The organism is Streptomyces sp. MspMP-M5 (assembly GCF_000373585.1).
Lineage (GTDB): Bacteria > Actinomycetota > Actinomycetes > Streptomycetales > Streptomycetaceae > Streptomyces.
In genome coordinates this window covers 80,177-104,270 of the sequence record NZ_KB891891.1, presented here as the reverse complement: position 1 = coordinate 104,270, position 24,094 = coordinate 80,177, and the positions used below count along the sequence as shown (strand labels likewise).

Sequence of the window (24,094 nt, the reverse complement as noted above, 5' to 3'; positions counted from 1 at the left end):
CGGCCTTTCGGCTTTCTCGCGGTTCCAACCTTACCAGATCCGTTTCCGTCTCTGGCCCCCTGCTGGAGCGGGGTCGGCCGTTTCGCTTTCGCTTTTCGGCCTTTCCGACTTTATCAGATCTTCTTTCCGTTCCGGTCCGCTTCTCGGTGAGTTGCGGGCGGTTCGAATTTCGATCCGATTCCCCTGTCGGCGGGGTGTTCACTACTTTAGCGGAATTCCTCGGTGACGCCTAATCAGACGCCCGGAACGAATTTCGGCATGCGGAATTCAGTCCCGTTGAGGGGCCGTGCAGTAGTGAGTTGCCGCGAAGCGGCGGAATGGCTGCCACAGAACCGTTCCGGCTCGTTGGCAACTCGGAGAACACTACGGATCGACCAGGGGCGTGTCAAACCGGGGTCAGTCGAGGTCGCTCAGGCGGCCGTCGGCGTCCGGCTGGGTGTCCTCGACGCGGCGCAGCAGGCGGGTCAACGCGTCACCGAGGACGCGGCGTTCCTCGCCGGAGAGGTCCTGGAGGAGGTCCTCCTCGAAGACCGTCGCCATGCGCATCGCCTCTGTCCACTTCTCGCGGCCCTCGTGGGTCAGCTCGACGATGACGCGGACGCGGTTGGTCTCGTCGCGCTCGCGGGTCACCAGGCCCTCGTTCGCCAGTCGGTCGATGCGGTGGGTCATGGCGGCCGGGGTGAGGCCGAGGCGCTTGGCGAGTTCGCCGGGGCCCATGCGGTAGGGCGCGCCGGAGACGACGAGGGCCTTGAGGACCTCCCATTCGGCGTTGCTGATGCCGAGGGTGGCGGTCTGCCGTCCGTAAGCGACGTTCATCCGCCGGTTGAGGCGCTGGAGTGCGGAGACGACCTGCTCCACCTGGGGGTCGAGGTCCTGGAACTCGCGTTGGTAGGCCGCGATCTGTTCCTCGAGGCTCGGCTCGGTGCCGCCGGTGGCCGCATCTGAGGGCTCTGACATGCGGCGCAGTATGACACGAAAGTCATTGGCGTTGAAGTTCTTCGTCGTGTAGTCTTTAGCTTCGAACTTTAGAGTTGAAGTCTTGAGGGTGTGACTGTCCGGCCTTGGACGTCCGGGCGTCGCGGGCGCCTTCTCTGCTCGGCTCGGGGTTCCGGCTCGTATCCGTCTTCATGACCTGACCTAGGTAGGTGAGTGTGACCACCGCGATGGGCGCCGCGCTGCGCCGGATCCAGCTGGGGAACGCGCTGAGCGCGTTCGGCAACGGCTTCACCGTGCCGTATCTGTACGTCTACGTGGCGAACGTGCGGCATCTCGGTGCGAGTACGGCTGGTGTGGTGCTGGCGATGCTGGCGATCTCCGCGCTGGTCGTGCTGCCGCTGACCGGGCGGGCCATCGATCGGCGGGGTCCGCTGCCGGTGGCCGTCGCCGGTACGGTCGCGGCCGCCGTCGGGTCCCTGGGGATAGGGCTGTCGGAGTCCGAGCCGATGGTCGTCGCGTCGGCGGTGGCGCTGGGGGCCGGTATCGCGGTGATCCAGCCGGCGCTGGCCACGATGATCGTGTGGTGCTCGACGACGGTGACCCGGTCGCGGGCGTTCGCCACGCAGTTCTTCCTGAACAACCTGGGGCTGGGCATAGGCGGCCTGGTCGGTGGTCAGCTGGTCGACGAGGCGCATGCGTCGAGCTTTGTGCGGCTGTTCGCCATAGAAGCCGTGATGTTCCTGGTGCTGGGGGCGGCGATCGCGACCGTGCGGCTGCCGCGGGCGCCGAAGGTCGAGGACGCGGTGCCGACCGAGGAGCGGGCCAGGGGTGCCTGGCGGGCGCTGTTCGGCGACCGGCGGATGATGTGGCTGTGCGTGCTGGGCTTCGTGCTGTTCTTCGCCTGCTACGGGCAGTTCGAGTCGGGGCTGGCGGCGTATGCCACGGAGGTCACCCGGATCGAGCCGGCCACGCTGGGGATCGCGCTGGCGGCCAACACGGCGGCGATCGTGGCGGCGCAGTTCGTGGTGCTGAAGCTGGTCGAGCGGCGGCGCCGGAGCCGGGTGATGGCGCTGGTGGGCATGGTCTGGACGGTGGCCTGGATAGCCGCCGGGCTGTCCGGGCTGGTGCACGGGAGCCAGGTGGTGGCGACCGTGCTGCTGATCTCCACGTACGCGCTGTTCGGCATCGGGGAGTCGCTGCTGTCGCCGACGGTGGCGCCGCTGGTGGCGGATCTGGCGCCGGCCTCGCTGATAGGCCAGTACAACTCGGCGTTCGCGCTGGTCAAGCAGTTGGCGCTGGCGGTCGGGCCGGCCGTGGGGGCGCTGATGGTCGGGCACGGGATGTATGTCGCGTACATCGCGATGCTCGTGGCGTGCGCGGTGGGGATCACGGTGCTGGCGCTGCAGCTGGGGCGGATGCTCAGCCCGGCCCAGGACCAGCCGCACCGGGCGGTCGCGGTGCCCGCGCAGCGGGCGGAGGCCGATCCGGTGGCCGCGGCCGTGTGAGGTGCGGGCCGGTGCGGTGCTAGCCGGTGACGCGGCGCCGCACCGGCCGGGCGCCGTAAAGGTCGTGGGACGGCGGGCGGGCTCGGTCCGTGGCCGGGCCTCGGCTTGCGGTCCCGGGTCAGCCCCTGGGCAGGGCGAATTCGCACCAGACGGCCTTGCCGCCGCCGGGGGTGCGGCGGGAGCCCCAGGCGGAGGCGATGGTGGCGACGATCGAGATGCCGCGGCCGGTCTCGTCGACGGGCTCGGCCCGCCGGCGGCGGGGCAGGTGGTCGTCGCCGTCGGTGACCTCGATGATCAGGCGGCGGTCGGTGCGGCGCAGCCGCAGGCGCATCGGCGGTGTGCCGTGCTGGAGGGAGTTGGCGACGAGTTCGCTGGCGGCCAGGACGCCGAGGTCGTGGAGTTCCGGGGAGAAGCGCCAGGAGGCGAGGACGCCGGAGGCGAAGGCGCGGGCGCGGGGTGCCGCCTCGGTGCCGCCGTGGAGTTCGAGGGCGGCGTTGTGGAACAGCTCGGCGTCGTGCCCGGTGCGGACCGGGTTCTGGACGACGAGGATGGCGACGTCGTCGTCGTGGGCGGCGGTGATGCCCAGGGAGCGCAGCAGCCGGTCGCAGACGATGTCGGGGGTGCCGGTGGCGCCGGCGAAGGCGCGCTCCAGGGCGGCGACGCCGTCGTCGATGTCCTTGTCGCGGCGTTCGACGAGGCCGTCGGTGTAGAGGACGGCGCTGCTGCCGGGGCTGAGCGGGATGGAGCCGGAGGTGTGCAGCCAGCCGCCGGTGCCGAGCGGCGGGCCGGTGGGTTCGGCGGCCCGGCGGACGGTGCCGTCGGCGTCGCGGACGAGCAGCGGCAGGTGGCCGGCCGAGGCGTAGACCAGGCGGCCCTCGTTGGGGTCGTGGACGGCGTAGACGCAGGTGGCGATCTGGCTGGCGTCGATCTCGGCGGCCAGGCCGTCCAGGAGCTGGAGGACCTCGTGGGGCGGGAGGTCGAGGCGGGCGTAGGCGCGGACGGCGGTGCGGAGCTGGCCCATGACGGCGGCGGCGCGCACCCCGCGGCCCATGACGTCGCCGATGACCAGGGCGGTGCGGCCGGCGCCGAGGGTGATGACGTCGTACCAGTCGCCGCCGACCGCGGCGTCGGTGCCGCCGGGCTGGTAGGTGGCGGCGACGCGCAGGTCGTCGGGCTGCTCCAGTTCCTGGGGCAGGAGGGAGCGCTGGAGGGTGACCGCGGCGGCGCGCTGGCGGGCCTCGCTGGCGCGCAGCCGTTCGGCGGACTCGATCTGGTCGGTGACCTCGGCGCCGAAGACCAGGACGCCCTTGTGCGGGGCGACGCAGGCGACCTCGGGGTCGGGTGCCGGGCCGCTGGCGGCGACCTCGATGGGGGTGCAGGTGAAGGTGTAGTAGCCGTCGCGGGCGCGGTCGCCGCCGGCGCCGGCCGGGACCTTGCGGGACTTGACGGTGCGTGGTTTTCCGCTGCGCAGGACCTGGTCCATCAGGGGCAGCAGGCCCAGTTCGCCGAGCTCGGGGAGGGCCTCGCGGGCGGTGCGGCCGGCCGGGCGGGGGCCGAAGACGCCGGCGTAGGCGCTGTTGACGTAGGCGATGCGGTGCTCGGGGCCGTAGACGACGGCGACCAGGGCGGGGATGGTGCCGAGGATGTCGTGGACGGAGAGCGCGTCGACGGTCGGCGGCGCGGCGGGCGGCGGGGTGTCCTCGCCGGTGAGGTCCTCGGCGCGGGCGGCGGGGACGGCGGCGGGCGCGTCGTCGGTGCCGGCGGGCGCGGCGGGGTGCGCCGTGGGTCCTGCGGGCGGGGTGGCGGCGCGGTCGGACCGGGCGGCGGTGCGCCGCTGTGTGCCGGGGAACTTGGCGCTCCAGCGCGTGAAGATCACGGAGGGGTACCTCTTACTTCGCGTCGTCGCGCGGGGTCGGGCCGTCGGTGTGGGAGCAGGCCCCGGGGCGGGGCGGGGAGCACGATCGGCACCCTCTGGCGGAATGCAGCAAACGTCCTGAATCCTCGTGATTGTCACTCTTCGCAGATACGAGCCCACCCATGGTCACACGTCCAGTGTGGCCGACCGGACGGTCTTCCGTCAGACGCCGGGCGCCGGGGCGTAGTTCACGGTGCCGGGGCGGCCGGCGTGCGGCAGCCGGGCGGGTGGTCAACGTCCCTGGTGGGGCGGCCGGTCAGCTGGTTTCGTTGTGCCGGCCGGTGCCCGCGGCGAGTTCGAATTCGGCGCGCGGGTTCTCCAGCGAGCCGAGGGAGACGATCTCGCGCTTGAAGAGTCCGGCGAGGGTCCATTCGGCGAGAATCCGGGCCTTGCGGTTGAAGGTGGGCACCCGGCTGAGGTGGTAGGCGCGGTGCATGAACCACGCCGGGTAGCCCTTGAGTTTGCGGCCGTAGACGTGGGCGACGCCCTTGTGCAGGCCGAGCGAGGCCACCGAACCGACGTAGGCGTGCTCGTAGTTGCGGAGCTCGCCGCCGCGCAGGGCGGCGGTGAGGTTCTCGGCGAGCACCCTGGCCTGGCGGACGGCGTGCTGGGCGTTGGGGGCGCAGGTGGCGCGGGGGGCGTCGGGGGTGGCGGGCGGCGGGGCCGTGAGGTCGGGGACGGCGGCGGCGTCGCCGGCCGACCACGCGTGTGCCACGCCGTCCACCTGGAGCGCGGCGGTGCACTTGAGGCGGCCCCGGTCGGTCAGGGGGAGCCCGCTCGCGGCCACGAGGGGGTGCGGTTTGACGCCGGCGGTCCACACCACCGTCCTGGTGGGGAAGCGGGAGCCGTCGCTGAGCCGGACGACGCGCTTCTCGCAGGACTCCAGGCGGGTCTCCAGCCGGACGTCGATGTTGCGGGCGCGCAGCTCGCGGACGGTGTAGCGGCCCATGTCGGGGCCGACCTCGGGCAGGATCCGGCCGGTCGCCTCGACCAGCATCCACTTCATGTCCTCGGGGCGGACGTTGTGGTAGTAGCGGGCGGCGTAGCGGGCCATGTCCTCCAGCTCGGCCAGGGCCTCCACGCCGGCGAAGCCGCCGCCGACGAAGACGAAGGTCAGCGCCGCGTCGCGGATCTCGGGGTCGCGGGTGGAGGAGGCGATGTCGAGCTGTTCGAGGACGTGGTTGCGCAGTCCGATGGCCTCCTCGACGGTCTTGAAGCCGATGCCGACGTCGGCCAGGCCGGGGACGGGGAGGGTGCGGGAGACCGATCCGGGCGCGAGGACCAGTTCGTCGTAGGCGAAGGTGAGGGCGGCGGCGCCGGCCTGCTCGGCGGCCAGGGTGGAGATGGTGGCCGTGCGCGCGTCGTGGTCGAGGGCGGTGACCTCGCCGATGACGACGGTGCAGTGCGGCAGGACGCGGCGCAGCGGGACGACGACATGGCGCGGGGAGATGGCGCCGGCGGCGGCCTCCGGCAGGAACGGCTGGTACGTCATGTACGGCTCGGGGTCGACGACGACGATCTCGACCGTGCCCTGTCGCAGCTCCTGCCGGAGCGTCCGCTGCAGCCGCAGGGCGGTGTACATCCCCACGTAGCCGCCGCCGACCACCAGGATGCGCGCCACGGCATCCGCATGCTCCGAGGACGCAGTCTTCACAGAGGTTCTCCTCACGGTGTCGACCAGGCCGGGGCGCCACCGAGCGGGCGGCCGGGCGGGCGGCGCGGCCACCGTCGGGCGCTGTGCCCCCGGCGCGCACAGCACTGTTCCATGACGCACTGCCGGAACGCCTTTGTCCACAGGCGGGGCGAAAAGTATGTCCGCGGCGGGCGGCGGTGCGGAGTCGGACATTCCGGCCGAGCGGTGCGAAGTACGCTGGTCAGGCGGAGATTGGCGCGGAGTGGAAGGACGGGCGAGCGGGGCGGATCGGGGCCATTGGGCCGATCGGGGGGCACGGGGTGCGGAGCGCCCCCTTCAATCTTGACGCGGGCTCAACTATGTTCGTATGTCGTTGGGGTGCACCCTCTCGTCGGGTGGCCCCGACCGTCAGGGCGGGGAGTCTCCGGGGGGAGACGTCATTACCGGGGGATCACTTATGCACATTCAGGGCTCTCAATGGTCGGCGGCGCTCACGGTGACCGCCGCCTCCGACGGTGCGAACGGCACCGGCGGCAACGGCAACGGAACGGGCGCGGCGACCGGCGCCAACGGCCGGAGCACACCGCTGCGGGTGGACGCCCAGCGCAATCTGGAGCATGTGCTCCGGGCGGCCCGCGAGGTCTTCGGCGAGCTGGGGTACGGCGCGCCGATGGAGGACGTGGCGCGCCGCGCCCGGGTCGGAGTGGGGACGGTCTACCGCCGCTTCCCGAGCAAGGACGTGCTGGTCCGGCGGATAGCCGAGGAGGAGACCGCCCGGCTGACCGAGCAGGCGAGGGCCGCACTGGGCCAGGAGGACGACCCGTGGTCGGCGCTGGCGCGCTTCCTGCGGACGTCGGTCGCCTCGGGGGCCGGGCGGCTGCTGCCGCCGGGCATCCTGCGGGTGGACGCGGGCGAGGAGCGGGCGCCGGGAGGTGCGGGCGAGCCGCGGCTGCCGGAGGGCGGCACCGAGGCCCGGGTGCCGTTGCAGCGGGTGGCGCCCGGTGAGGCGGATGCGCCGCGGGCGGGCGCCGAGTCCGAGGCGACGGCCGGCGGGCAGGCGCTGCTGGACGTCGTCGGGCGGCTGGTGGAGCGGGCCCGGGCGGCGGGTGCGCTGCGGGCCGATGTCACGGTCTCCGATGTGCTGCTGGTCATCGCCACGGGCGCGCCCGCGCTGCCCGATCCGGGGCAGCAGCAGGCGGCGTCCGCGCGGCTGCTGGAGATCCTGCTGGAAGGGCTGCGGTCGCGTCCCGCCCGGTGAGGTGCGGCGGCCGGCTCCACGGTGGGGGTGCCGCACGGCGCGCTCCCGTGGAGCCGGTGTGCGCGTCGGGGGGTCCCGGGTGCGGGGCCTCCCGGTGGGGCGGCGGTCCCCGGGTGCGCCGGCCGTGGACGGCCGTCCCGTATGGGTGAACGCCAGTGCGGCCGCCCCGGAGGAGTGGTTGCCCGCCCGAGCCCTGAAGCCCGGGCGGCGGGTGTGGCACGCTTGCGCCGTGGTGCGGTGCGACGGCGGCTTCGGGGGCCTGGGCGATGGGTGTTGACGGGCGGGACGAGCGGCGCGACGAGAGCGCGGAACGGCCGTCGGACCAAGTGCCGGGCCAGGCCGGGCCGCCGGCCGCGGCGCCCCCGGGCGACGGCACGGAGGAGACCGGGCCCAGTGTGCCGGCGCAGCGCAGCCGCTCCCGGCGGCCGGAGCGGCCCTCCGACGAGCCGGCGGACGGGGCGGCCGAGGAGCGGGGGGCGGGGCTGCCGCCGTCCGACGCCGCGCTGGTCGCCGCGTTGCGGACCGGGGACGACAGCGCCTACGAGGAGCTGTACCGCCGGCATGCCGAGGCGGTGCGCCGGTACGCGCGCGGCTGCTGCCGGGACGCCCACACCGCCGAGGACCTGACCGGCGAGGTCTTCGCGCGGACCCTCCAGGCGGTGCGCGGCGGGGCGGGGCCGGATACGGCGGTCCGCGCCTATCTGCTGACGACCGTCCGGCGGGTCGCTGCGCACTGGGCGAAAACCGCCCGGCGGGAGCAACTGGTCGAGGACTTCGCGGTGTTCGCGGTGTCGGCGGCCGGTGCGGCGCTGGACGACGACACCCTGGATCCGGGCGCGGACGTGCGGGCGATGCACGAGGCCGAGCAGACCCTGGCGGTGCAGGCGTTCCGCAGCCTGCCGGAGCGCTATCAGACGGTGCTGTGGCACACCACCGTCGAGGACGAGTCGCCGAGCGAGGTCGCGCCGCTGCTCGGGCTGACCGCCAACGCCACCGCCGTGCTGGCGCACCGCGCCCGGGAAGGGCTCAAGCAGGCGTATCTGCAGGCGCATGTGAGCCAGTCGCTGACCGCGGGCGGCGCCTGCGCGCGGTACGCCGACCGGCTCGGCGCGTATGCCCGGGGCGGGCTCCGGATGCGGGCCGAGCGGGGGCTGCGCAAGCATCTGGAGGAGTGCGCGCGGTGCCGGAGCGCGGCGCTGGAGGTCGCGGACGTCAACGAGCGGATCGGGGCGCTGCTGCCGGTCGCGGTCGTCGGCTGGTTCGCGGCGGGGTACGCCGTCAAGGGCGCCGCCGCGGTGGCCGGAGTCGCCGGGGCCGGGGCGGCTGCGGCCGCGTCGGGGTCCGGTTCCGGGGCGTCGGGCGGCGCCGGCGGGGCGGCCGCGGGCGAGGGGCTGGCCGCGCCGGTGAAGATCGGCATCGGGGCCGGGCTGGTGGTCGCGGCGGGCGCGGCGCTGGCGATCGCGCTGGCCGGGTCGCCGGAGCCGGCGCCGCACCCGCGGGCGCAGCCGCGGCCGTCGGCCGTGCCCGCCCCGGCGCCGTCGCACACCCCGCGGGCGCCGGGCGGCGCCCCGGGGGCCAAGCCGGTGCCCGAGCCGACGCCGACGCCCACGCAGACGCCCACCCCGGCGGCGTCCGAGGCGGTCCGTGCACCGGCCGCCCCGACGCCCACTCCGGTGGTGCCGAAGCCGGCTCCTTCGGCCACGCCTGGGCCGATGCCCACGCCGACGCCGACGCCTACGTCGACGCCGACAGCCACGCCGACTCCTGTCCCCACGCCGCCGACGACGACCTATCAAGTCGACGCGCTGGACTACGACTTCGCGGGGGACGGCACGGGGCCGGAGGTCCGGACGCTCGACAGCAGCTGGCTGTGGCGGCGGCACCATCCGAGCATCGGCGGGACGGTCTACCCCTACGGGGTGAGCGTGCACGCCTCGTCCTCGGTGGTCATCGACCTCAACCGGCAGTGCACGGCGTACGACGCGGTGGCCGGCGTGGACGACCTCGGCCTGGGGCTGGGTGCGCTGCGCTTCTCGGTGTACGCGGACGGGGTGCGGCTGTGGCGGTCGGCGGTCGTGCGCGGCGGGGCGGCGGCGGTGCCGGTGCATGTCCCGTTGGTGGGGCGGAAGACGCTGCGCCTGGTGGTCGAGCCGTGGGGGGCGGGCGATCTGGTGGCGCTGGGGGACTGGGCGCGGGCGCGGATCAGTTGTCGGTGAGGGGTGGGGGTCTGTTGGTGTGGGGCGGGCTCTGCCTCTGAGGCCCTCGTCCGGGCCCCTCCTCGGGGCCCCTGCTCGTCGACCCTTGTTCCTCGGGGCCTGTTCCTCGGCCCCTGTTCCTCGGGGCCCCTGTTCGTCTGTGGTGCCGGGGCCGGGGGCTCCGGGGGTTGTTGCCGGACTGCTGCGCTTTACGTCCGGCAACAACCCCCTCCGCCCCCGGCCCCTCCCGTTAGCTGTCCACTGGGACGTAGTGAGCCCGCCAGGACGTAGTAAGCCCGCCGGGACGCAGTGAGCCCACTGGGGCCTGGTGAGCCCCCGGCCGTAGCAGCCCACCGGGGACGTGGCCGGCCGCTGGGACGAGGCGGGCGGAGCCAACCGGGTCGCAGTATGCCCTCAAGAGGCATCCGGTAGAGCGCCCATGGCGCAACCTCCAGGGAATGCCGGCGTGTGCAGGCCCGTCGTGCGCCGGAGGTCGGCGCTGTTCTGCCGGGCGCACCGGGGGGTGGGGGTGCGCCGGATGTCCGCCCTCGGGGAGGGCGGCGGGAGGGGCGGGCAGTGGGGAGGGGCGTTCCGGGGCGGTGGGGACGGGTGGTGGGCGGTTCAGGTGAGCCGTGCGCGGGGGACGCCCCCGGCGAGCGCCCGTTGGCGCGGTGCCTCGGCGCCGGTCCAGCACGAGCCGCGGCGGGCCAGCAGACGGCGCAACCACAGTTCTGTGGCGGCGAGTTCGGCCAGGCCGTCCAGGGGGAGCGGGGCGCCGTCGGCCGCCGCCCGGAGCGCGCTGCGGACCACCCGTGCCTCGATCAGCCCGGCGTCCGCGAGCAGCGGTGCGTCGAAGAGCCGGAGCAGTTCGCCGACCGCGGCGCGCAGGCCGGCGCGGGCGGCGGTGCTGTGGGTGTGCTGGGCGGCGGCGCCCCAGCCGGGCGGCAGGTCGCGTACGCCGGCGCCGGCCAGGACCGAGCGCAGGACGGATGCCCGGGCGTCGGGCTGGACCCGGAGGGTGTCGGGCAGGGCGCGGCAGGCGAGCACCACCTGGTTGTCCAGGAAGGGGGCGTGCAGCCGCTGGCTGCGGACCTCGGCGGCCTGCTCGAAGACCCGGTGGTCGGCGGCCTGGCGGGCCAGGGCGGCGCGGGCCCGCCGTTCGCCGGGGCGGCCGGCGGCGGGCGAGCGGTGCGCGGCGTCCCCGAGGCGGACCGACACTTCGGCCAGGGCCTCGCCGGTGAGCCAGCGGGCCGCGGGCCCGGGGCGGCACCAGGTGAGCGCGGCCAGTGAGGCGTCCACCGCGCCGGCGGCCACCGGCTCGTCGGCGAACCGCCGCTCCAACAGGAGGCGCGCGGCCTCCGCGATCCCGGTGGCGTAGGGGGTGCGGGCGAGCTTCCGGGCGGCGCGGTAGACGGTGAACGGGACCAGGACCGAGTGCGCGGACGGGCCGTCGGCCCTGGCCAGTGCGGTGACCGGGCGCAGCAGATGGCGGCGGCGGCGGTCCATGAGGAGGTCGGCGAGGCGGGCCGGGTGGGCGTCGAGGACCTGGCGGGCGCCGTTGCCGACGAAGTGGTCGGCGCCGCCGGACAGCAGGCGTCTGCGGTGCCGGGCGGCGAGGGTCAGCGAGGGGCCCGGCTCGTCCGTGAGCGGGAGGGCGTCCAGGCCGGTGTACGGGAGGGCCTCCTCGCCGGCCGCGACGACGACGTGGTGCAGCCGGGGGTCGGCGGCGAGGCCGCGGGCGCGCTCCAGTTCGGCCTCGTGCTGGGCCCGGTCGCCGTGCGCGGCGCGGTCGTTGAAGGTGACGGCCAGCAGGCGCTCGCCGTGGCCGTTGATCCGGCCGGGCTGTCCGGGGAGGCCGGCGGCCAGGAGGGCGAGCGTGCCGGAGGCGCTGCCCCCGGAGAGGTCGGCGCCGATGCCGGGGGCGGGGCCGCCGCGCGCCGCGCGCCGCTCCGCGGGGCCCATGCCGGGCACCGGGCCGGGGTCGAGCCGGTCGGGCCCGTCCGGGTCGGGGGCGAAGCGGGGGGCCGCCAGGCGGGCGCGGACGGCCTCCACGAGGGCTTCGCGGACGCCGTTCACGGCCTGTTCCGGGGCGAGTTGGGGGGCGGCGACGGCCAGGGAGGCGGGCGGCTCGTAGGAGGCGGTCTCGCTGCTGCCGGTGCGCAGCACCAGGGCGTGGCCGGGCGGGATCCGGCGGACGCCGTCGTAGGGGGTGCCGGTGCCCAGCGCCTCGGGGGCGTCGGGGCAGGCCAGCCGGGCGGCGAGGTGGCCGACGTCGAGGCCGGCGCCTACGAGGTCGGCGAGCGGCAGGGCGGCGGTGGCGAAGGCGGTTCCGCCGGCCCACCGGGTGTGGAAGACGGGGCGGGCGCCGGCCAGGTCCCCTGTGACGGTGATCCGGCGTCCCACCCGGGCGACGGCGGTGTAGCTGCCCGGCCAGGCGGTGAGGTGCCGCAGCGCGCCCCCGCGGGCGGCGAGCAGGCCCACCTTCAGCTGGTCGTCGGTGGCGCCGCAGACCCCGAGGACGGCGAGCCGGGTCTCCGGGTCGGACTGGACGACGCGCACCTCGTGGGGCCGCCAATCGCCCACCGCCCAGAGGGGATCGGGGTCGCCCCACAGGAGCTGGGCGCCCACCGGCAGCAGCGTCCGGCTCTCCTTGCCGGTGGTCGCGGCACTGCTCCATCCCACCAGCCAGCGCATCGCCGCCTCCACCCGATTCCCCGTCCGCCGGGGCGGCCAGGACCGCCCCGCACAGCGGATTCCCCAGCTGTCGTGCGGACCATGCTGCCATGGCGGTGGCCGGTGGGAAGTGGCGGCGGAGGCCCGGACACAGGTGGGCGGCGGGCGGCGCACAAGGGTGGTGCGGTGCCCCGGAGGTGGGCGGGGCGCGCGCCGGCGGCCCCGGGTGGCCCCCCGTGTGGCCCCCGGGGCGGCCGACGGCGTGAAAGCACCACCCGTCGCTTTTCGGCCAAACTCCGTACGCGGCCGACGAGTTGGCGCGCGGACGCCGCGAGGGGCCACGGCGCCGTGCGTCGCGGCGACCGGGTCCGGCCCGGTCCCGCGACGGTCCGGGAAGCGGGCTGCGCCTCCCGGACCGGACCGCCACCCGCGGGGAATGAGGTGGCGGTGTCCCCCAGCCCACTGGATCCAGTGCAGCGGGCCGACCCACGCAGAACTCATCGAAGCGCGGGGGATGTTGAGCGGCCAGCGCGCACGCACGGGCGCATGGGCACACGTACCCGGAGCACATGCCAATTCCCGCACCCCCGTTTGAACACGAATCTCGCCATACAAGACACCGACTCTTAACGGTAGGGATCCGGCGAACTACTCTGGGTGGACGCATGCCCCGGGGTACGGGGCGGCTGTCGCTGTGTCGAGGGGTGCGCATGTCCAGCAATACACGCGGGCCGAACGAAAAGCTCGGCACCGTTCTCGCCCTCGCGGGGATCAGCAACGCCGGACTGGCGCGCCGGGTCAACGACCTCGGCGCGCAGCGCGGCCTGACGCTTCGCTACGACAAGACGTCGGTGGCCCGATGGGTCTCCAAGGGCATGGTGCCCCAGGGCGCCGCGCCCCATCTGATCGCGTCGGCGATCGGCAGCAAGCTCGGGCGCCCGGTACCGCTGCACGAGATCGGGCTGGCCGACGCCGATCCGGCGCCCGAAGTGGGGCTGGCCTTCCCTCGCGACGTCGGCGCGGCGGTGCGTTCGGCGACCGAGCTGTACCGTCTCGATCTCGCCGGGCGGCGGGGCAGCGGCGGCGGCATCTGGCAGAGCCTGGCCGGATCCTTCGCCGTCAGCGCGTACGCCACCCCCACGTCCCGCTGGCTGATATCGCCGACCGACAGTTCGGTGGCGCGGGAGGCGGCCGAGGCGCGGGAGAAGGACGCCGCGGCCGCCGGTGACGCGGGCGTCCCGCAGCACGTCGGCCACAGTGACGTCACCAAACTGCGCGAGGCGGCCGAGGACGCCCGGCGCTGGGACTCCAAGTACGGGGGCGGGGACTGGCGTTCGTCCATGGTGCCGGAGTGCCTCCGGGTGGACGCGGCGCCGCTGCTGCTCGCCTCGTACAGCGACGAGGTGGGGCGGGCGCTCTTCGGGGCGACGTCCGAACTCACCCGCCTGGCAGGCTGGATGGCCTTCGACACCGGCCAGCAGGAGGCCGCCCAGCGGTACTACATCCAGGCGCTGCGGCTGGCCCGGGCGGCCGCCGACGTCCCGCTGGGCGGGTACGTGCTGGCGTCGATGTCCCTGCAGGCGACCTACCGCGGGTTCGCGGACGAGGGCGTGGATCTGGCCCAGGCGGCCCTGGAGCGCAACCGCGGGCTGGCCACCGCGCGCACCATGAGCTTCTTCCGCCTGGTGGAGGCGCGGGCACAGGCCAAGGCCGGCGAGGCGCGGGCCTGCGAGGTGGCGCTGAAGGCGTCCGAGGGCTGGCTGGAGCGGTCCCGCAGCGGCGACCCGGATCCGTCCTGGCTCGACTTCTACTCCTACGAGCGCTTCGCGGCCGACGCCGCCGAGTGCTATCGGGATCTGCGGCTGCCCCGTCAGGTGCGGCGCTTCACCGAGCAGGCGCTGTCCCGGCCGACGGAGGAGTTCGTCCGGTCGCACGGGCTGCGCCTCGTCGTGTCCGCCGTCGCCGAACTGGAGTCCGGCAATCTGGACGCGGCCTGCGCGGCCGGTGCGCGGGCCGTCGAGGTCGCCGGGCGGATCTCGTCGGCCCGCACCACGGAGTACGTCCGCGATCTGCTGCACCGCCTGGAGCCGTACGGGGACGAGCCCCGGGTGGTCGAACTCCGCGAGCGGGCGCGGCCGTTGCTGGCGGCGCCGGCATAGCGGCGGCGCGGGCCGGGCAGGGAGCGGTCGGCGGGGCCCACGGGCAGGGGGCTGGGCGGCGGTCGCCGGGGGCGTCGTCGGGCGGTCTGTCGCCGCAGGTCAGGCAGGTCACTGCGGATTGTCGGTGGGGCCCGTCATGATGGACTACGTCGTCGGCGTTGACGCGCGGGCCCGCGGCGAGGGGCGGACCGGCGGTCATGCGGTTGGGGAGGTGCAGTGGCGGCGTACGACTGCGATGTGCTGGTGATCGGTGCCGGGATCGTGGGGCTTTCCACGGCCCGTGCCCTTACGCGCGCGGCGCCGGGCATACGCGTCGTGGTGCTGGAGAAGGAGGACGGCGCGGCCCGCCACCAGACGGGGCGCAACAGCGGTGTGATCCACAGCGGGATCTACTACCCGCCGGGCTCGCTGAAGGCCCGCTTCGCCCTGCGGGGGTCGGCGGAGATGGTGAAGTTCTGCGCCGAGCACGACATCCCGCACGAGGTCACCGGCAAGCTGATCGTCGCCACGGAGCGCGCCGAGCTGCCCCGGCTGCACGGCCTCATCCAGCGTGGCCGGGAGCACGGCCTGCCGGTGCGGGAGCTGGGGCCGGCGCAGATCGCCGAGTACGAGCCCGAGGTGCGCGGCCTGGCCGCCATCCATGTGGGCACGACCGGCATCTGCGACTTCGGTGCGGTGGCCCGGCAGCTGGGCCGTCTCGCGCAGGAGGACGGCGCCCGGGTCGTGCTCGGCGAGGAGGTCACCACGATCGCCCGGCGGCCGGGGCGGGTCGCGGTCCGCACCGCCGGCGGCACGGTCTACCGCGCCCGCGCCCTGGTGAACTGCGCCGGGCTGCACTGCGACCGGGTGGCGCGGCTGGCGGGCGACGCCCCGGGCATGCGGATCGTCCCGTTCCGGGGCGAGTACTTCACCCTGGCACCGGAGCGCGCCGGCCTGGTCCGCGGCCTGGTCTACCCGGTCCCCGACCCGGCCTTCCCGTTCCTGGGCGTCCACCTCACCCGCGGCGTCGACGGCTCCGTCCACATCGGGCCGAACGCCGTGCCCGCGCTGGCCCGCGAGGGCTACGACTGGCGCACCGTCCGTCCCGCCGAGCTCGCCGGGACGCTCGGCTACCCCGGCTCCTGGCGGATAGCCCGCCGCCACTGGCGCTACGGCGCGGGCGAGCTGCACCGCTCGCTGTCCCGCCGCGCCTTCACGGACGCGGTCCGCCGGCTGCTGCCGGCCGCCCGCGAGGAGGATCTCCGCCCGGCGCCGGCCGGGGTGCGTGCGCAGGCGGTGCTGCCCGACGGCACCCTTGTCGACGACTTCCTCTTCGCCGAGTCCCCCGGCATGATCCACGTCCTCAACGCCCCGTCCCCGGCGGCGACGGCCTCCCTGCCGATCGGGCGGGAGGTGGCCCGGCGGGTGATGCGACTGCTGGGGATACCGGAGGGGGCGGCGATGGACGGGGGCCTCGCGGGGTGAGCGGCCGCCGGGGCGGGCCCCGGTGCGGCTGCCGGCGGGGGCCGGTGGTGGGTCCGGCGGTGGGGCGCCGACCTGCGCGTTCGGGGCGGTGCCGTGGTGCGGGTACGGGCGTCGGCCAGGGTGCCGGGCCGTGGGACGGCCGGCGGCGTTCCCGTCCGCCGCGGCGGCGTCCGTAGAATCGACACCACTGTGTCCGAGAATCCCGCCTCCCCCGAGACCACCGCCCCCGACGCCGCCGCCACGGGCGCGGACGCCGTGGTGCCCGCCGCCGCGCGCCCGCTCGGCGCCACCGCCGCCTCGGCCGCCGTGCCCCGGCGCGGCGCCCCGATGTTCCCCGACGGGACGGGCCCGGCGGCCGACCCCGCGGGCTCGCACCACGAGCGGCGGATCCGGTCCTTCCAGCCGCGCCGCAGCCGCGTCACCGCCTCCCAGGCGGGGGCCCTGCGCCGGCTGTGGCCGACGTGGGGCGTGGACGTCGACGGGCTCTCCCGCCTCGATCTCGACGCGTTCTTCGGCGGGCTGCCGGTCGTCCTGGAGATCGGCTTCGGGATGGGCGAGGCCACCGCGCAGATGGCGGCCGCCGATCCGGGCACCGGCATCCTCGGCTGCGATGTGCACACCCCCGGCCAGGGCAATCTGCTCGGTCTCGCGGAGCGGAACGGCCTGTCCAACATCCGGGTGGCCAACGGCGACGCGATCATCCTGCTGCGCGAGATGCTCGCCCCGGGCTCCCTCGCCGGCCTGCGCGTCTACTTCCCGGACCCCTGGCCGAAGAAGCGCCACCACAAGCGCCGGCTGATCCAGCCCGAGTTCGTGGCGCTGGCGGCCACCCGGCTCGCGCCCGGCGCCCTGGTGCACTGCGCCACCGACTGGGAGCCCTACGCCGAGCAGATGCTGGAGGTCCTCTCCGCCGAGCCGACGCTGGAGAACGTGCACTCCGGCTACGCGCCCCGGCCCGACTTCCGGCCGCTCACCAAGTTCGAGGGCCAGGGGCTGGACAAGGGGCACGTCGTGCACGACCTGCTCTTCCGCCGGCGGGGCTGACGGCCGCCGCCCGGGGCCCCGGCCCGCGGAAGATCACGGTCCGGGCCCGGCAAACCCGAATGCCCGCAGTCCGCCGCCCTCGCTAGGGTCGACGGGTGTACCCGTCCCCGCCGCCGTTCCCCGAGCACGCCGCCGGCCCGTCGCCGTACACGTCCGCCGACGCCCACCGGGGGCATCGGCGCTGGTCCGCGCCCTGGCAGAGCAGGACCGTCCGGGCCGTCGCACTGGCCGCGCTGCTCACGCTCTCCGGGGTGCTCATCCTCGGGATAGTGCGGCGGCAGACCGGTACCGAGGGGTTTCTGGTCGGTGTCGGGCTGGCCGTCTTCCCGGTGCCGCTGCTGATCGCGGCCTTCTGCTGGCTGGACCGGATCGAGCCCGAGCCCTGGCGGAACCTCGCGTTCGCCTTCGCCTGGGGGGCGTGCGCGGCCACCCTGGTCGCGGTCCTGGCCAACGGCTTCGCCACCGACTGGCTGGCCAACAACATCGCCTCGGCGTCGCCGACCGAGGCCCAGGCGTGGGGCTCGACGGTGATCGCCCCGATCGTCGAGGAGGTGATGAAGGCCGCCGCCGTCCTGCTGCTCTACCGCTTCCGCCGCCGGGACTTCGACGGCATCACCGACGGCATCGTGATCGCCGGGATCACCGCCACCGGCTTCGCCTTCACCGAGAACGTCCTCTATCTGGGCAGCGCCTTCGGCGAGGACCAGTCCATGGGCCACACCGGCCTGGACTCCCTCACCGCCGGCACCTTCTTCGTGCGGATCGTGGTCTCCCCGTTCGCGCATCCGCTCTTCACGATCCTCACCGGCCTGGCGGTCGGGGCGGCGGCGGCCCGCTATCCGCGGCGCCGCCGGGCCCGCGCCGGGCTCGTCCTCCTCGGCCTGGCCACCGCCGTCCTGCTGCACGGCATCTGGAACGCCGCCTCCGACCTGGGCGACGCCGGCTTCCTCAGCGTCTACGGCCTGTTCATGGTCCCGGTCCTGCTGGCCCTGACCTGGCTGGCGCTGTGGGCCCGCCGGCAGGAGCTGCTCTCCGTCCGCGAGCATCTCGCCCCGTATGTCGCCACCGGCTGGCTGGCCGCGCCGGAGCCCACCGCGCTCTCCTCCCTCCGTACGCGTGCGCTGGCCCGCGACATCGCCCGCCGCGCCCACGGCCCGGCCGCCGCCCGCGCCGTCACCGGCTACGTGGCCCTGGCCACCGCGCTCTCCTTCCACCGCCGCCGCGCCCGTCTGACGGGGCCGCCGCCGGACTTCGCCGCCCGGGAGCGCGAGCTGCTGGAGGGGCTGTGGCGCCACCGGGCGTGGGCGGGCCCGGCGCTGCTCCAGGCGTGGGCGGGCGGGGCGGGGATGCCGGGGCCCGCCGCGGCACCGTCCCAGGAGCCCGACCGGGAACCGTGAGCGACCGTGCTCCCTCGGGGCCGCGGGCCGCGGACCGCGCGTAGGCTCAGGGGAGTTGTCCGTACAAGGGAGGATTCTGCGATGGCTGGGATACCGACGAGCGTGGTGGCGGCCACGGGGCTGGTGGGCGGCTACGGCGTGGCCCGGTGGACCAAGAAGCGGCCGCTGGGCGGGGTCGCGCTGGCGGCGGCCGGGGCGGTGGCGGCCCGGGGCTGGCAGCAGAAGGCCGGTACGAAGGCGGCCGCGGCGCTGAGCGGCGCCTATGTGGCGGCGTTCGCGGGCTCGCACCCGCTGGCCAAGAAGATCGGGGCGTGGCCGTCGGTGTTCGCGGTGGCGGGCGGGGTCGCCCTGGCCTCGTGGGCGGTGGCGGACCGGCGCGGCTGAAGCCGGGCCGGCGGCCGTGCGGGGCGCAGCACCGTGCCCCGCACAGCCCCGCACCGCGCGCGCCGCGTGTACGGCGGCCGTCCCGGGCCCGTACGGCCGGGCCCGGGACGGCCGCCGTGCCGCGTCAGGCCGACGCCTCCGTGAGGAGGGCGAGGTCGGCGTCGGTGAGGACGAGCTGCTGGACGGCCAGGAGGGCCGGGAGCTGGGAGACCGTGCGGGCGCTGGCGATGGGGGACGCCACGGTGGGCTGCGCGGCGAGCCAGGCCAGGGCGACGGTGGCGTGCTCGGCGCCGTGGGCCGCGGCGACCGTGTCGAGGGCCGCCAGGACGCGGCGGCCGCGGTCGGTGGCCAGATGGTGCGCGGCCTTCTCGGAGCGGGCGCTGTCGACGTCGGCGCCCGGGCGGTACTTGCCGGTCAGGAAGCCGGAGGCGAGCGCGTAGTACGGGACGGCGGCGAGGCCGTTGCGGGCGGCCACGTCGGCGAGTTCGCCCTCGTAGCGGTCGCGGGCGACGAGGTTGTACTCGGGCTGGAGGGCGACGTAACGGGCCACGCCCTCGCGGTCGGAGAAGTCCAGCGACTCCTGGAGGCGCCGGGCGGAGATGTTGGAGGCGGCGATCTCCCGGACCTTGCCCGCCGTGACGAGGTCGTCGAGGGCGGTGAGGAACTCGCCCACCTCGACGGACTCGTCGTCGTAGTGGGTGTAGTAGAGGTCGATGTGGTCCGTGCGGAGGCGGCTCAGGGAGCGGTCGACGGCGGCCTTGATGGTGGCGGCGGACAGGCCCTTGTAGTCGGGGTGGGCGCCGACCTTGGTGGCGATGACGATGTCGTCGCGGTTGCCGCGGGAGGCGAGCCAGTTGCCGAGGACGGTCTCGGACTCACCGCCCTTGTTGCCGGGGACCCATGCCGAGTACACGTCGGCGGTGTCGATGAAGTTGCCGCCGCCGGCGACGTAGGCGTCCAGCACGGCGAAGGACTCGGCCTCGTCGGCGGTCCAGCCGAAGACGTTGCCGCCGAGGCAGAGCGTGGAGACGGACAGCGAACCGAGCGGCTTCGGGGCGGGGGTGGAGCTCTGGGCGTGCGTCACGTTCATGATCCGTAGAACGCCGGGGCGCCGGAGGATGTTCCCCGCGCGGGCCCGCCGGGGCGTCCCAAGTGCCCGGCCCGGCGCGCGCGTCGGCTGCCCACCGGGCGATGGGCAGCCGGCCGGTCCGTCAGACGGCGGCCCCGCGGTCGCGCAGCCAGGGCAGCGGGTCCGCCGGGGCGCCGGCGCCCGGGCGGACCTCCAGATGGAGGTGCGGACCGGTGGCGTTCCCGGTGGCGCCGACGCGGCCGATCACGTCGCCCGTGTGGACCCGGCCCGCCGTTCTGACCATCGAGGACAGGTGGCAGAACCACAGCTCGGTGCCGTCGTCGAGGGTGAGGACGATGCGGTAGCCGTACGCGCCGGCCCAGCCCGCCTGGGTGAGGGTCCCGTCCTGAACCGCCTTGACCAGCGTGCCCGTCGGGGCGGTGAAGTCCTGCCCGGTGTGCTCCGCGGCCCAGCGGTCACCGGCCTGCCCGAAGCCGGTGCCGAGGGTGTACGAGGAGATCGGGGCGACGGCCGTGGTCGCCTGGTGGCCGGGGTGCCCGGCCTCCACCGACGGGTGCCCGGTCTCCGCGGCCGCCGCGCCCTGCGGCTGCGCCGCCTCCGCCGCGGTCGGCTCCGCGGCCTCCTGCTGAGGGCCGGGCGCGTCCTCGGCCGCCTGCGGGACGGTGTCCTGCTCCGCGGCCCCCTGCCGGGTGTCGGCCTGCTGGAGGATGCGGTGGCGCAGCGCCTCGGCCGGGCCCGCGGTCCGGGTGTCCCCGGCGGCCTCGGGGGCGGCACCGGCCCGGGAGGGCGCCGCGGTGCTGCCGGCGGCCGCGGCGGAGGGCGTCGCGGGCGCGTCCTGGTGCGTCCCGGCGGCGGTGTCGTCGACCGCCCCGCCGGGGTCGGGCATCGATATCGGCACCGGCGGCCGGCCCTCGGCCGCGGCCACCCCGCTCGCACCGACCGCCGCGATCACGCCGACGCCCAGCGCCGTACCGCCGCGCGCCAGGCCGCCGGTGCGCGGTCTGGCCACCCGGTGCTTGCCGCGGATCGAGCGGCCGGCTTCGCCGTCGCCCGCCTCGTCGCCCGGGAGCCGGTCGTCCGCGTCACCGTCGCCGTCGAGGCCGAGGGCCGGCTCGCCCTGAGACACCTGGGCCGCCTGGGAGGACTGGCCGTGGAAGACCGGCTCCTGAGGCGGCAGGCCGTCCACCAATTCCTCGTAGGACGACGGGACTTGGGCCGACGCGACGTGAGCGGACGGGACTTGGGCCGACGGGGCTTGGGCCGGCACGACGGGAGAGCCGGCACCGGCGGGGACGCCGAGCCCGGCGGGGACACCGGGACCGACCGCGCCACCGAAGTCGGCGGGGCCGCCGAGGCCATAGGTGGACGGGCCGTGCGGGGCGGGCCTGTTGGACGCCACGGGGGCGTTCTCCTTTCCTTCCTTCTCGCCTACCGGGTTAGCTGACGGGTTCGGAGCAGGAAGGTCTCCTACGGGCACCCCCTGGCGAGAGGCGTCCGATTCACCCCAAGATGGTGGTTCCCCGGTTCCCTCGACTCAATTCCCGGCAATTCCAGGCGGACCCGACAGCGCCCGCGAAACCGGCTGATCCGGGCGAGTCGACACGGGTCGAGGGCACGGGTCGCACCGTTCGAACCACTGGCTCGGGCGGGTGACATGAGGGGCGTTCTGGACGTGCGGGAACAGCGCGTACAGGATTCGGCGTCGGCGCACGGTGCCGCCACTGGCGACGGCTGGGACGACCGCGCTCCGTTATCGGACAGTAATAGAGACGGCGAGGGAAATCCAAGCGTTCCCACGAATCCGCGGGCGTTCCGCAAGCCACCCACAGGAACCCTGGTGGGGACTTTTACCGCCATCTCGGCCACAAACGGGGCGAGTTGACGCCGCCCGGCCAAACGATCTCACGACGATTGTGCGCCAGTCGTTATGCGGAGGGACGCCTCGCGATCACGGAGCGTGAGGACGATAACGTCACCTCATGGTCGTCAACGTCGCGAACACCGGAAACGCCGGGAACTCCGTCAGCAGCCCGCAGGAAGTGGCGGCCAGGTACCGGGAGTTCTCCCGGCGGCAGGCGCGCGGCCGGTCCGACGCCCACGAGGAGCTGACCGCCCGGATCGGTGGGGACGACGAGCTGTGCGAGCTGCTCGCGGCGTCGCTGCCGGCCGGCAACAAGCAGCAGCCCAACCTCCTGCTCGCCGCGGTGCGCCATCTCGACGGCCCGCACGCGGAGTCGGGGCCGCGCGGGGAGTCGGCATACGGGCGCTGGCGCGAGTGGACCATCCGGCACTGGGACGAGGTCCGCGCGGTGATCATGAGCCGCGCCACCCAGACCAACGAACCGGCCCGCTGCGCCACACTGCTGCCCCTGCTGGCCCGTCTGCCGCAGCCGCTGGCCCTCCTGGAGGTCGGCACCTCGGCGGGGTTGTGCCTGCACCCGGACCGCTATCGCTACCGCTACGTCCAGGAGGGGCGGCCCGGGGAGTACGGCCCTTACGGGAGCGACGGCGGGGAAGGCGGCACGGTCCTCACGGGCGGTGCCCCGGACAGCCCGGTCACCTTCACCTGCCGGACCAGCGGCCCCGCGCCCGGCAGCGACGGTGGCGCGGCGGCACTGCCCGGCGCGCTGCCCGAGATCGTCTGGCGCGGCGGCATCGACTTGGACCCGCTCGACCCGGTCGGCGAGCCGGACGACCTGCGCTGGCTGCGCGCCCTCGTCTGGCCCGGTGACGAGGCCCGTACGGCGCGGCTCTCGGCGGCCGTCGAGGCGGTGCGGGGCGCGCCGCGCCCGGTCCTCGTGCGCGGCGACCTGATCGACGAGCTGCCGGCGCTGGCCGCTCAGGCGCCGCCCGAGGCGACCCTCGTGGTGTTCCACAGCTCGGTGCTGAACTACCTTCCGCCCGCCCGGCGCGAGGAGTTCGCCCGCCTCGTGCGGTCGCTGCTCGCCGAACGGGACGGCGGGGGCCACTGGATCTCCCAGGAGCACCACAGCGTGCTCCCGTGGATCAGCGCGCCGGAGCACCGCTCCCCGGAGCCGGACGACGCCCTGCTGCTGACCCTCGCCCTGGACGAGCGCCCGGTCGCCCTGACGGGCCCGCACGGTCAGCACGTGCGCTGGCTCGGCCCCGCACTGCCGTAGCCGCCCGGGCGCCGCCGGGCTCGCCGCCCGCAACGGCCGACCTAGGTTCCCAGGGGCCGCTGGACCGCCACCAGGGCCATGTCGTCGGCGGGGCCCCCGCGGGTGTGCCGGGCGACGTCCTCGACCACCACGTCCAGCAGGTCGTCGGGCCCGCTGAACCAGCTGCCGCGCAACCGGGCGCACGGGTCGTAGAACCGGCCGTCCCGGTCGCGGGCCTCGGTCACCCCGTCGGTGAACAGGAACAGCAGCGCCCCGGCCGGGAGGAACGTCTCGTCCGAACGGTCCGGCCGGCCGCCCAGGTCGCCCAGGCCGAGCGGCAGCGCGGCGGTGGATGGGACCAGCTCCCGCAGGCCGCCTTCGGGGGTGAGCAGCAGCGGGGGCGGGTGGCCGCGGTTGAGGACGCGGAGCAGGGACCGGTCGCCGGCGGGGATCTCCGCCAGTACGGCCGTGGCGAAGCCCTCCTGCTCTTCGAGGCCGGCGCGGCGCCCGCCCTCCCGTTGGAGGGCCCGTTCCAGCCGGTACGCGACCGCCTCCAGGGTGGCCTCCTGCTCCGCCGCCTCCCGGAAGGCGCCGACCACGACCACCGCGGCCTCCACCGCCTCCAGGCCCTTGCCCCGGACGTCGCCGACGAGCATCCGCACGCCGTGCGGGGTGTCCTGGACCGCGTACAGATCGCCGCCGATACGGGCGCCGGCCCGGGCGCCGACGTAGCGCGCGGCGATCGCGAGACCGGCCAGACGGGCGGGCGGCGCGGGCAGGACGGCCCGTTGGGCGGCCTCCGAGACGTCCCGTTCGGAGGCCAGCCGGGCCTCGCCGGTCCGGACGACCCGGTTGATGACGAGCGCGAGCAAGGCCACCACGACGACGGTGCTGACCTCGGTCGCCGACTGCTGGTAGTCCTCGACGCCGTGGTAGACGGCGAGCAGGAGGTCGCTGACGACGGCGGCCAGGGCCGTGCCGGCGGTGGCCCACAGGGAGTACAGCGGGGCCGCGACCAAGGGGGCGGCCGCGAAGAACGGGGCCGCGGTGTACCGGGCCGGCGTGGCGAGGTCGAAGACCAGACCGATGACGATCAGGGCGACGGGGAGCCGGAGTGTGAGCCGTCGGCCGAGCGGGGCCGTCCGGTCGCGGCGCACCCGCCGCTCCACCGCGCCCGTGCGGTTCCCGCCGCCTCGAAGCATCCGCACCGGCCTCCACTCCGCCGCCCGGTGACGCCCGCGCGGTCCCGGCACCGCCGCGCGCCGCTGCCGGTCGCCGCCGCCGTACGGCCTTTCCACGGACCGTGCCGCTCCAAGCCTTGC

Annotated in this window: 16 protein-coding genes and 1 riboswitch; of the genes, 9 read left to right on the top strand and 7 right to left on the bottom strand. The window is 75.3% G+C overall.

The annotated features are described in order from the left end of the window. Window positions 1–396: 396 nt before the first annotated feature. Window positions 397–957: a MarR family winged helix-turn-helix transcriptional regulator gene (locus tag B073_RS0117875; RefSeq protein ID WP_018539450.1), complete on the bottom strand. Its 561-nt coding sequence runs from the start codon at window positions 955–957 to the stop codon at window positions 397–399. Window positions 958–1,151: 194 nt separating this feature from the next. Between B073_RS0117875 and B073_RS0117870 the strand changes: the two genes are divergently transcribed. Continuing rightward, window positions 1,152–2,441 (top strand): MFS transporter, encoded by a 1,290-nt coding sequence (locus B073_RS0117870; RefSeq protein ID WP_018539449.1) that lies wholly within the window; start codon window positions 1,152–1,154, stop codon window positions 2,439–2,441. Between the two features lie 118 nt (window positions 2,442–2,559). On the opposite strand, the gene B073_RS0117865 is transcribed toward B073_RS0117870, so the two are convergent. Next, on the bottom strand, window positions 2,560–4,317 hold the full coding sequence (locus tag B073_RS0117865) for a SpoIIE family protein phosphatase (protein ID WP_018539448.1): 1,758 nt from the start codon (window positions 4,315–4,317) through the stop codon (window positions 2,560–2,562). 295 nt (window positions 4,318–4,612) lie between these two features. Next, the gene (locus B073_RS0117860) at window positions 4,613–6,010 is read right to left on the bottom strand and encodes an NAD(P)/FAD-dependent oxidoreductase (protein WP_018539447.1); all 1,398 of its coding nucleotides are present in this window, start codon (window positions 6,008–6,010) and stop codon (window positions 4,613–4,615) included. A 436-nt stretch (window positions 6,011–6,446) separates the two neighbouring features. On the opposite strand from B073_RS0117860, the gene B073_RS0117855 reads away from it, so the two are divergent. Continuing rightward, the gene (locus B073_RS0117855; RefSeq protein WP_026247495.1) at window positions 6,447–7,247 is read left to right on the top strand and encodes a TetR/AcrR family transcriptional regulator; all 801 of its coding nucleotides are present in this window, start codon (window positions 6,447–6,449) and stop codon (window positions 7,245–7,247) included. Between the two features lie 266 nt (window positions 7,248–7,513). Beyond that, the gene (locus tag B073_RS0117850) at window positions 7,514–9,463 is read left to right on the top strand and encodes a sigma-70 family RNA polymerase sigma factor (RefSeq protein ID WP_018539445.1); all 1,950 of its coding nucleotides are present in this window, start codon (window positions 7,514–7,516) and stop codon (window positions 9,461–9,463) included. Between the two features lie 600 nt (window positions 9,464–10,063). Here B073_RS0117850 and B073_RS0117845 read toward each other — a convergent pair. Continuing rightward, window positions 10,064–12,136 carry an asparagine synthase-related protein gene (locus tag B073_RS0117845; protein ID WP_018539444.1) on the bottom strand — a complete coding sequence of 691 codons (2,073 nt, stop codon included), beginning with the start codon at window positions 12,134–12,136 and terminating at the stop codon, window positions 10,064–10,066. A 689-nt stretch (window positions 12,137–12,825) separates the two neighbouring features. On the opposite strand from B073_RS0117845, the gene B073_RS0117840 reads away from it, so the two are divergent. The 5 genes from B073_RS0117840 to B073_RS0117820 all read left to right on the top strand — a co-directional run bounded on the left by B073_RS0117840 (window position 12,826) and on the right by B073_RS0117820 (window position 18,563). Beyond that, window positions 12,826–14,274 carry a hypothetical protein gene (locus tag B073_RS0117840; protein ID WP_018539443.1) on the top strand — a complete coding sequence of 483 codons (1,449 nt, stop codon included), beginning with the start codon at window positions 12,826–12,828 and terminating at the stop codon, window positions 14,272–14,274. A 216-nt stretch (window positions 14,275–14,490) separates the two neighbouring features. Continuing rightward, window positions 14,491–15,738, top strand: coding sequence for an L-2-hydroxyglutarate oxidase (gene lhgO, locus B073_RS0117835; RefSeq protein ID WP_018539442.1), 1,248 nt, complete (start codon window positions 14,491–14,493; stop codon window positions 15,736–15,738). Window positions 15,739–15,927: 189 nt separating this feature from the next. Continuing rightward, window positions 15,928–16,782, top strand: a complete 855-nt coding sequence (trmB, locus tag B073_RS0117830; RefSeq protein ID WP_018539441.1) for a tRNA (guanosine(46)-N7)-methyltransferase TrmB — start codon at window positions 15,928–15,930, stop codon at window positions 16,780–16,782. A gap of 95 nt (window positions 16,783–16,877) precedes the next feature. Beyond that, on the top strand, window positions 16,878–18,179 hold the full coding sequence (locus B073_RS0117825; protein ID WP_018539440.1) for a PrsW family intramembrane metalloprotease: 1,302 nt from the start codon (window positions 16,878–16,880) through the stop codon (window positions 18,177–18,179). 81 nt (window positions 18,180–18,260) lie between these two features. Continuing rightward, window positions 18,261–18,563, top strand: a complete 303-nt coding sequence (locus B073_RS0117820; RefSeq protein WP_026247493.1) for a hypothetical protein — start codon at window positions 18,261–18,263, stop codon at window positions 18,561–18,563. Between the two features lie 124 nt (window positions 18,564–18,687). Here B073_RS0117820 and B073_RS0117815 read toward each other — a convergent pair whose 3' ends face one another. Beyond that, a complete protein-coding gene (locus B073_RS0117815) occupies window positions 18,688–19,653 on the bottom strand; it encodes an aldo/keto reductase (protein WP_018539439.1) in 966 nt (321 codons plus the stop codon). Window positions 19,654–19,774: 121 nt separating this feature from the next. After that, window positions 19,775–21,052 (bottom strand): M23 family metallopeptidase, encoded by a 1,278-nt coding sequence (locus B073_RS0117810; protein WP_018539438.1) that lies wholly within the window; start codon window positions 21,050–21,052, stop codon window positions 19,775–19,777. Window positions 21,053–21,063: 11 nt separating this feature from the next. Next, window positions 21,064–21,210, bottom strand: a riboswitch (cyclic di-AMP (ydaO/yuaA leader). 422 nt (window positions 21,211–21,632) lie between these two features. Here B073_RS0117810 and B073_RS0117805 point away from each other — a divergent pair. After that, window positions 21,633–22,793 (top strand): DUF2332 domain-containing protein, encoded by a 1,161-nt coding sequence (locus B073_RS0117805; protein ID WP_018539437.1) that lies wholly within the window; start codon window positions 21,633–21,635, stop codon window positions 22,791–22,793. Between the two features lie 41 nt (window positions 22,794–22,834). On the opposite strand, the gene B073_RS0117800 is transcribed toward B073_RS0117805, so the two are convergent. Further along, the gene (locus tag B073_RS0117800) at window positions 22,835–23,974 is read right to left on the bottom strand and encodes a PP2C family protein-serine/threonine phosphatase (RefSeq protein ID WP_018539436.1); all 1,140 of its coding nucleotides are present in this window, start codon (window positions 23,972–23,974) and stop codon (window positions 22,835–22,837) included. Window positions 23,975–24,094: the final 120 nt, after the last annotated feature.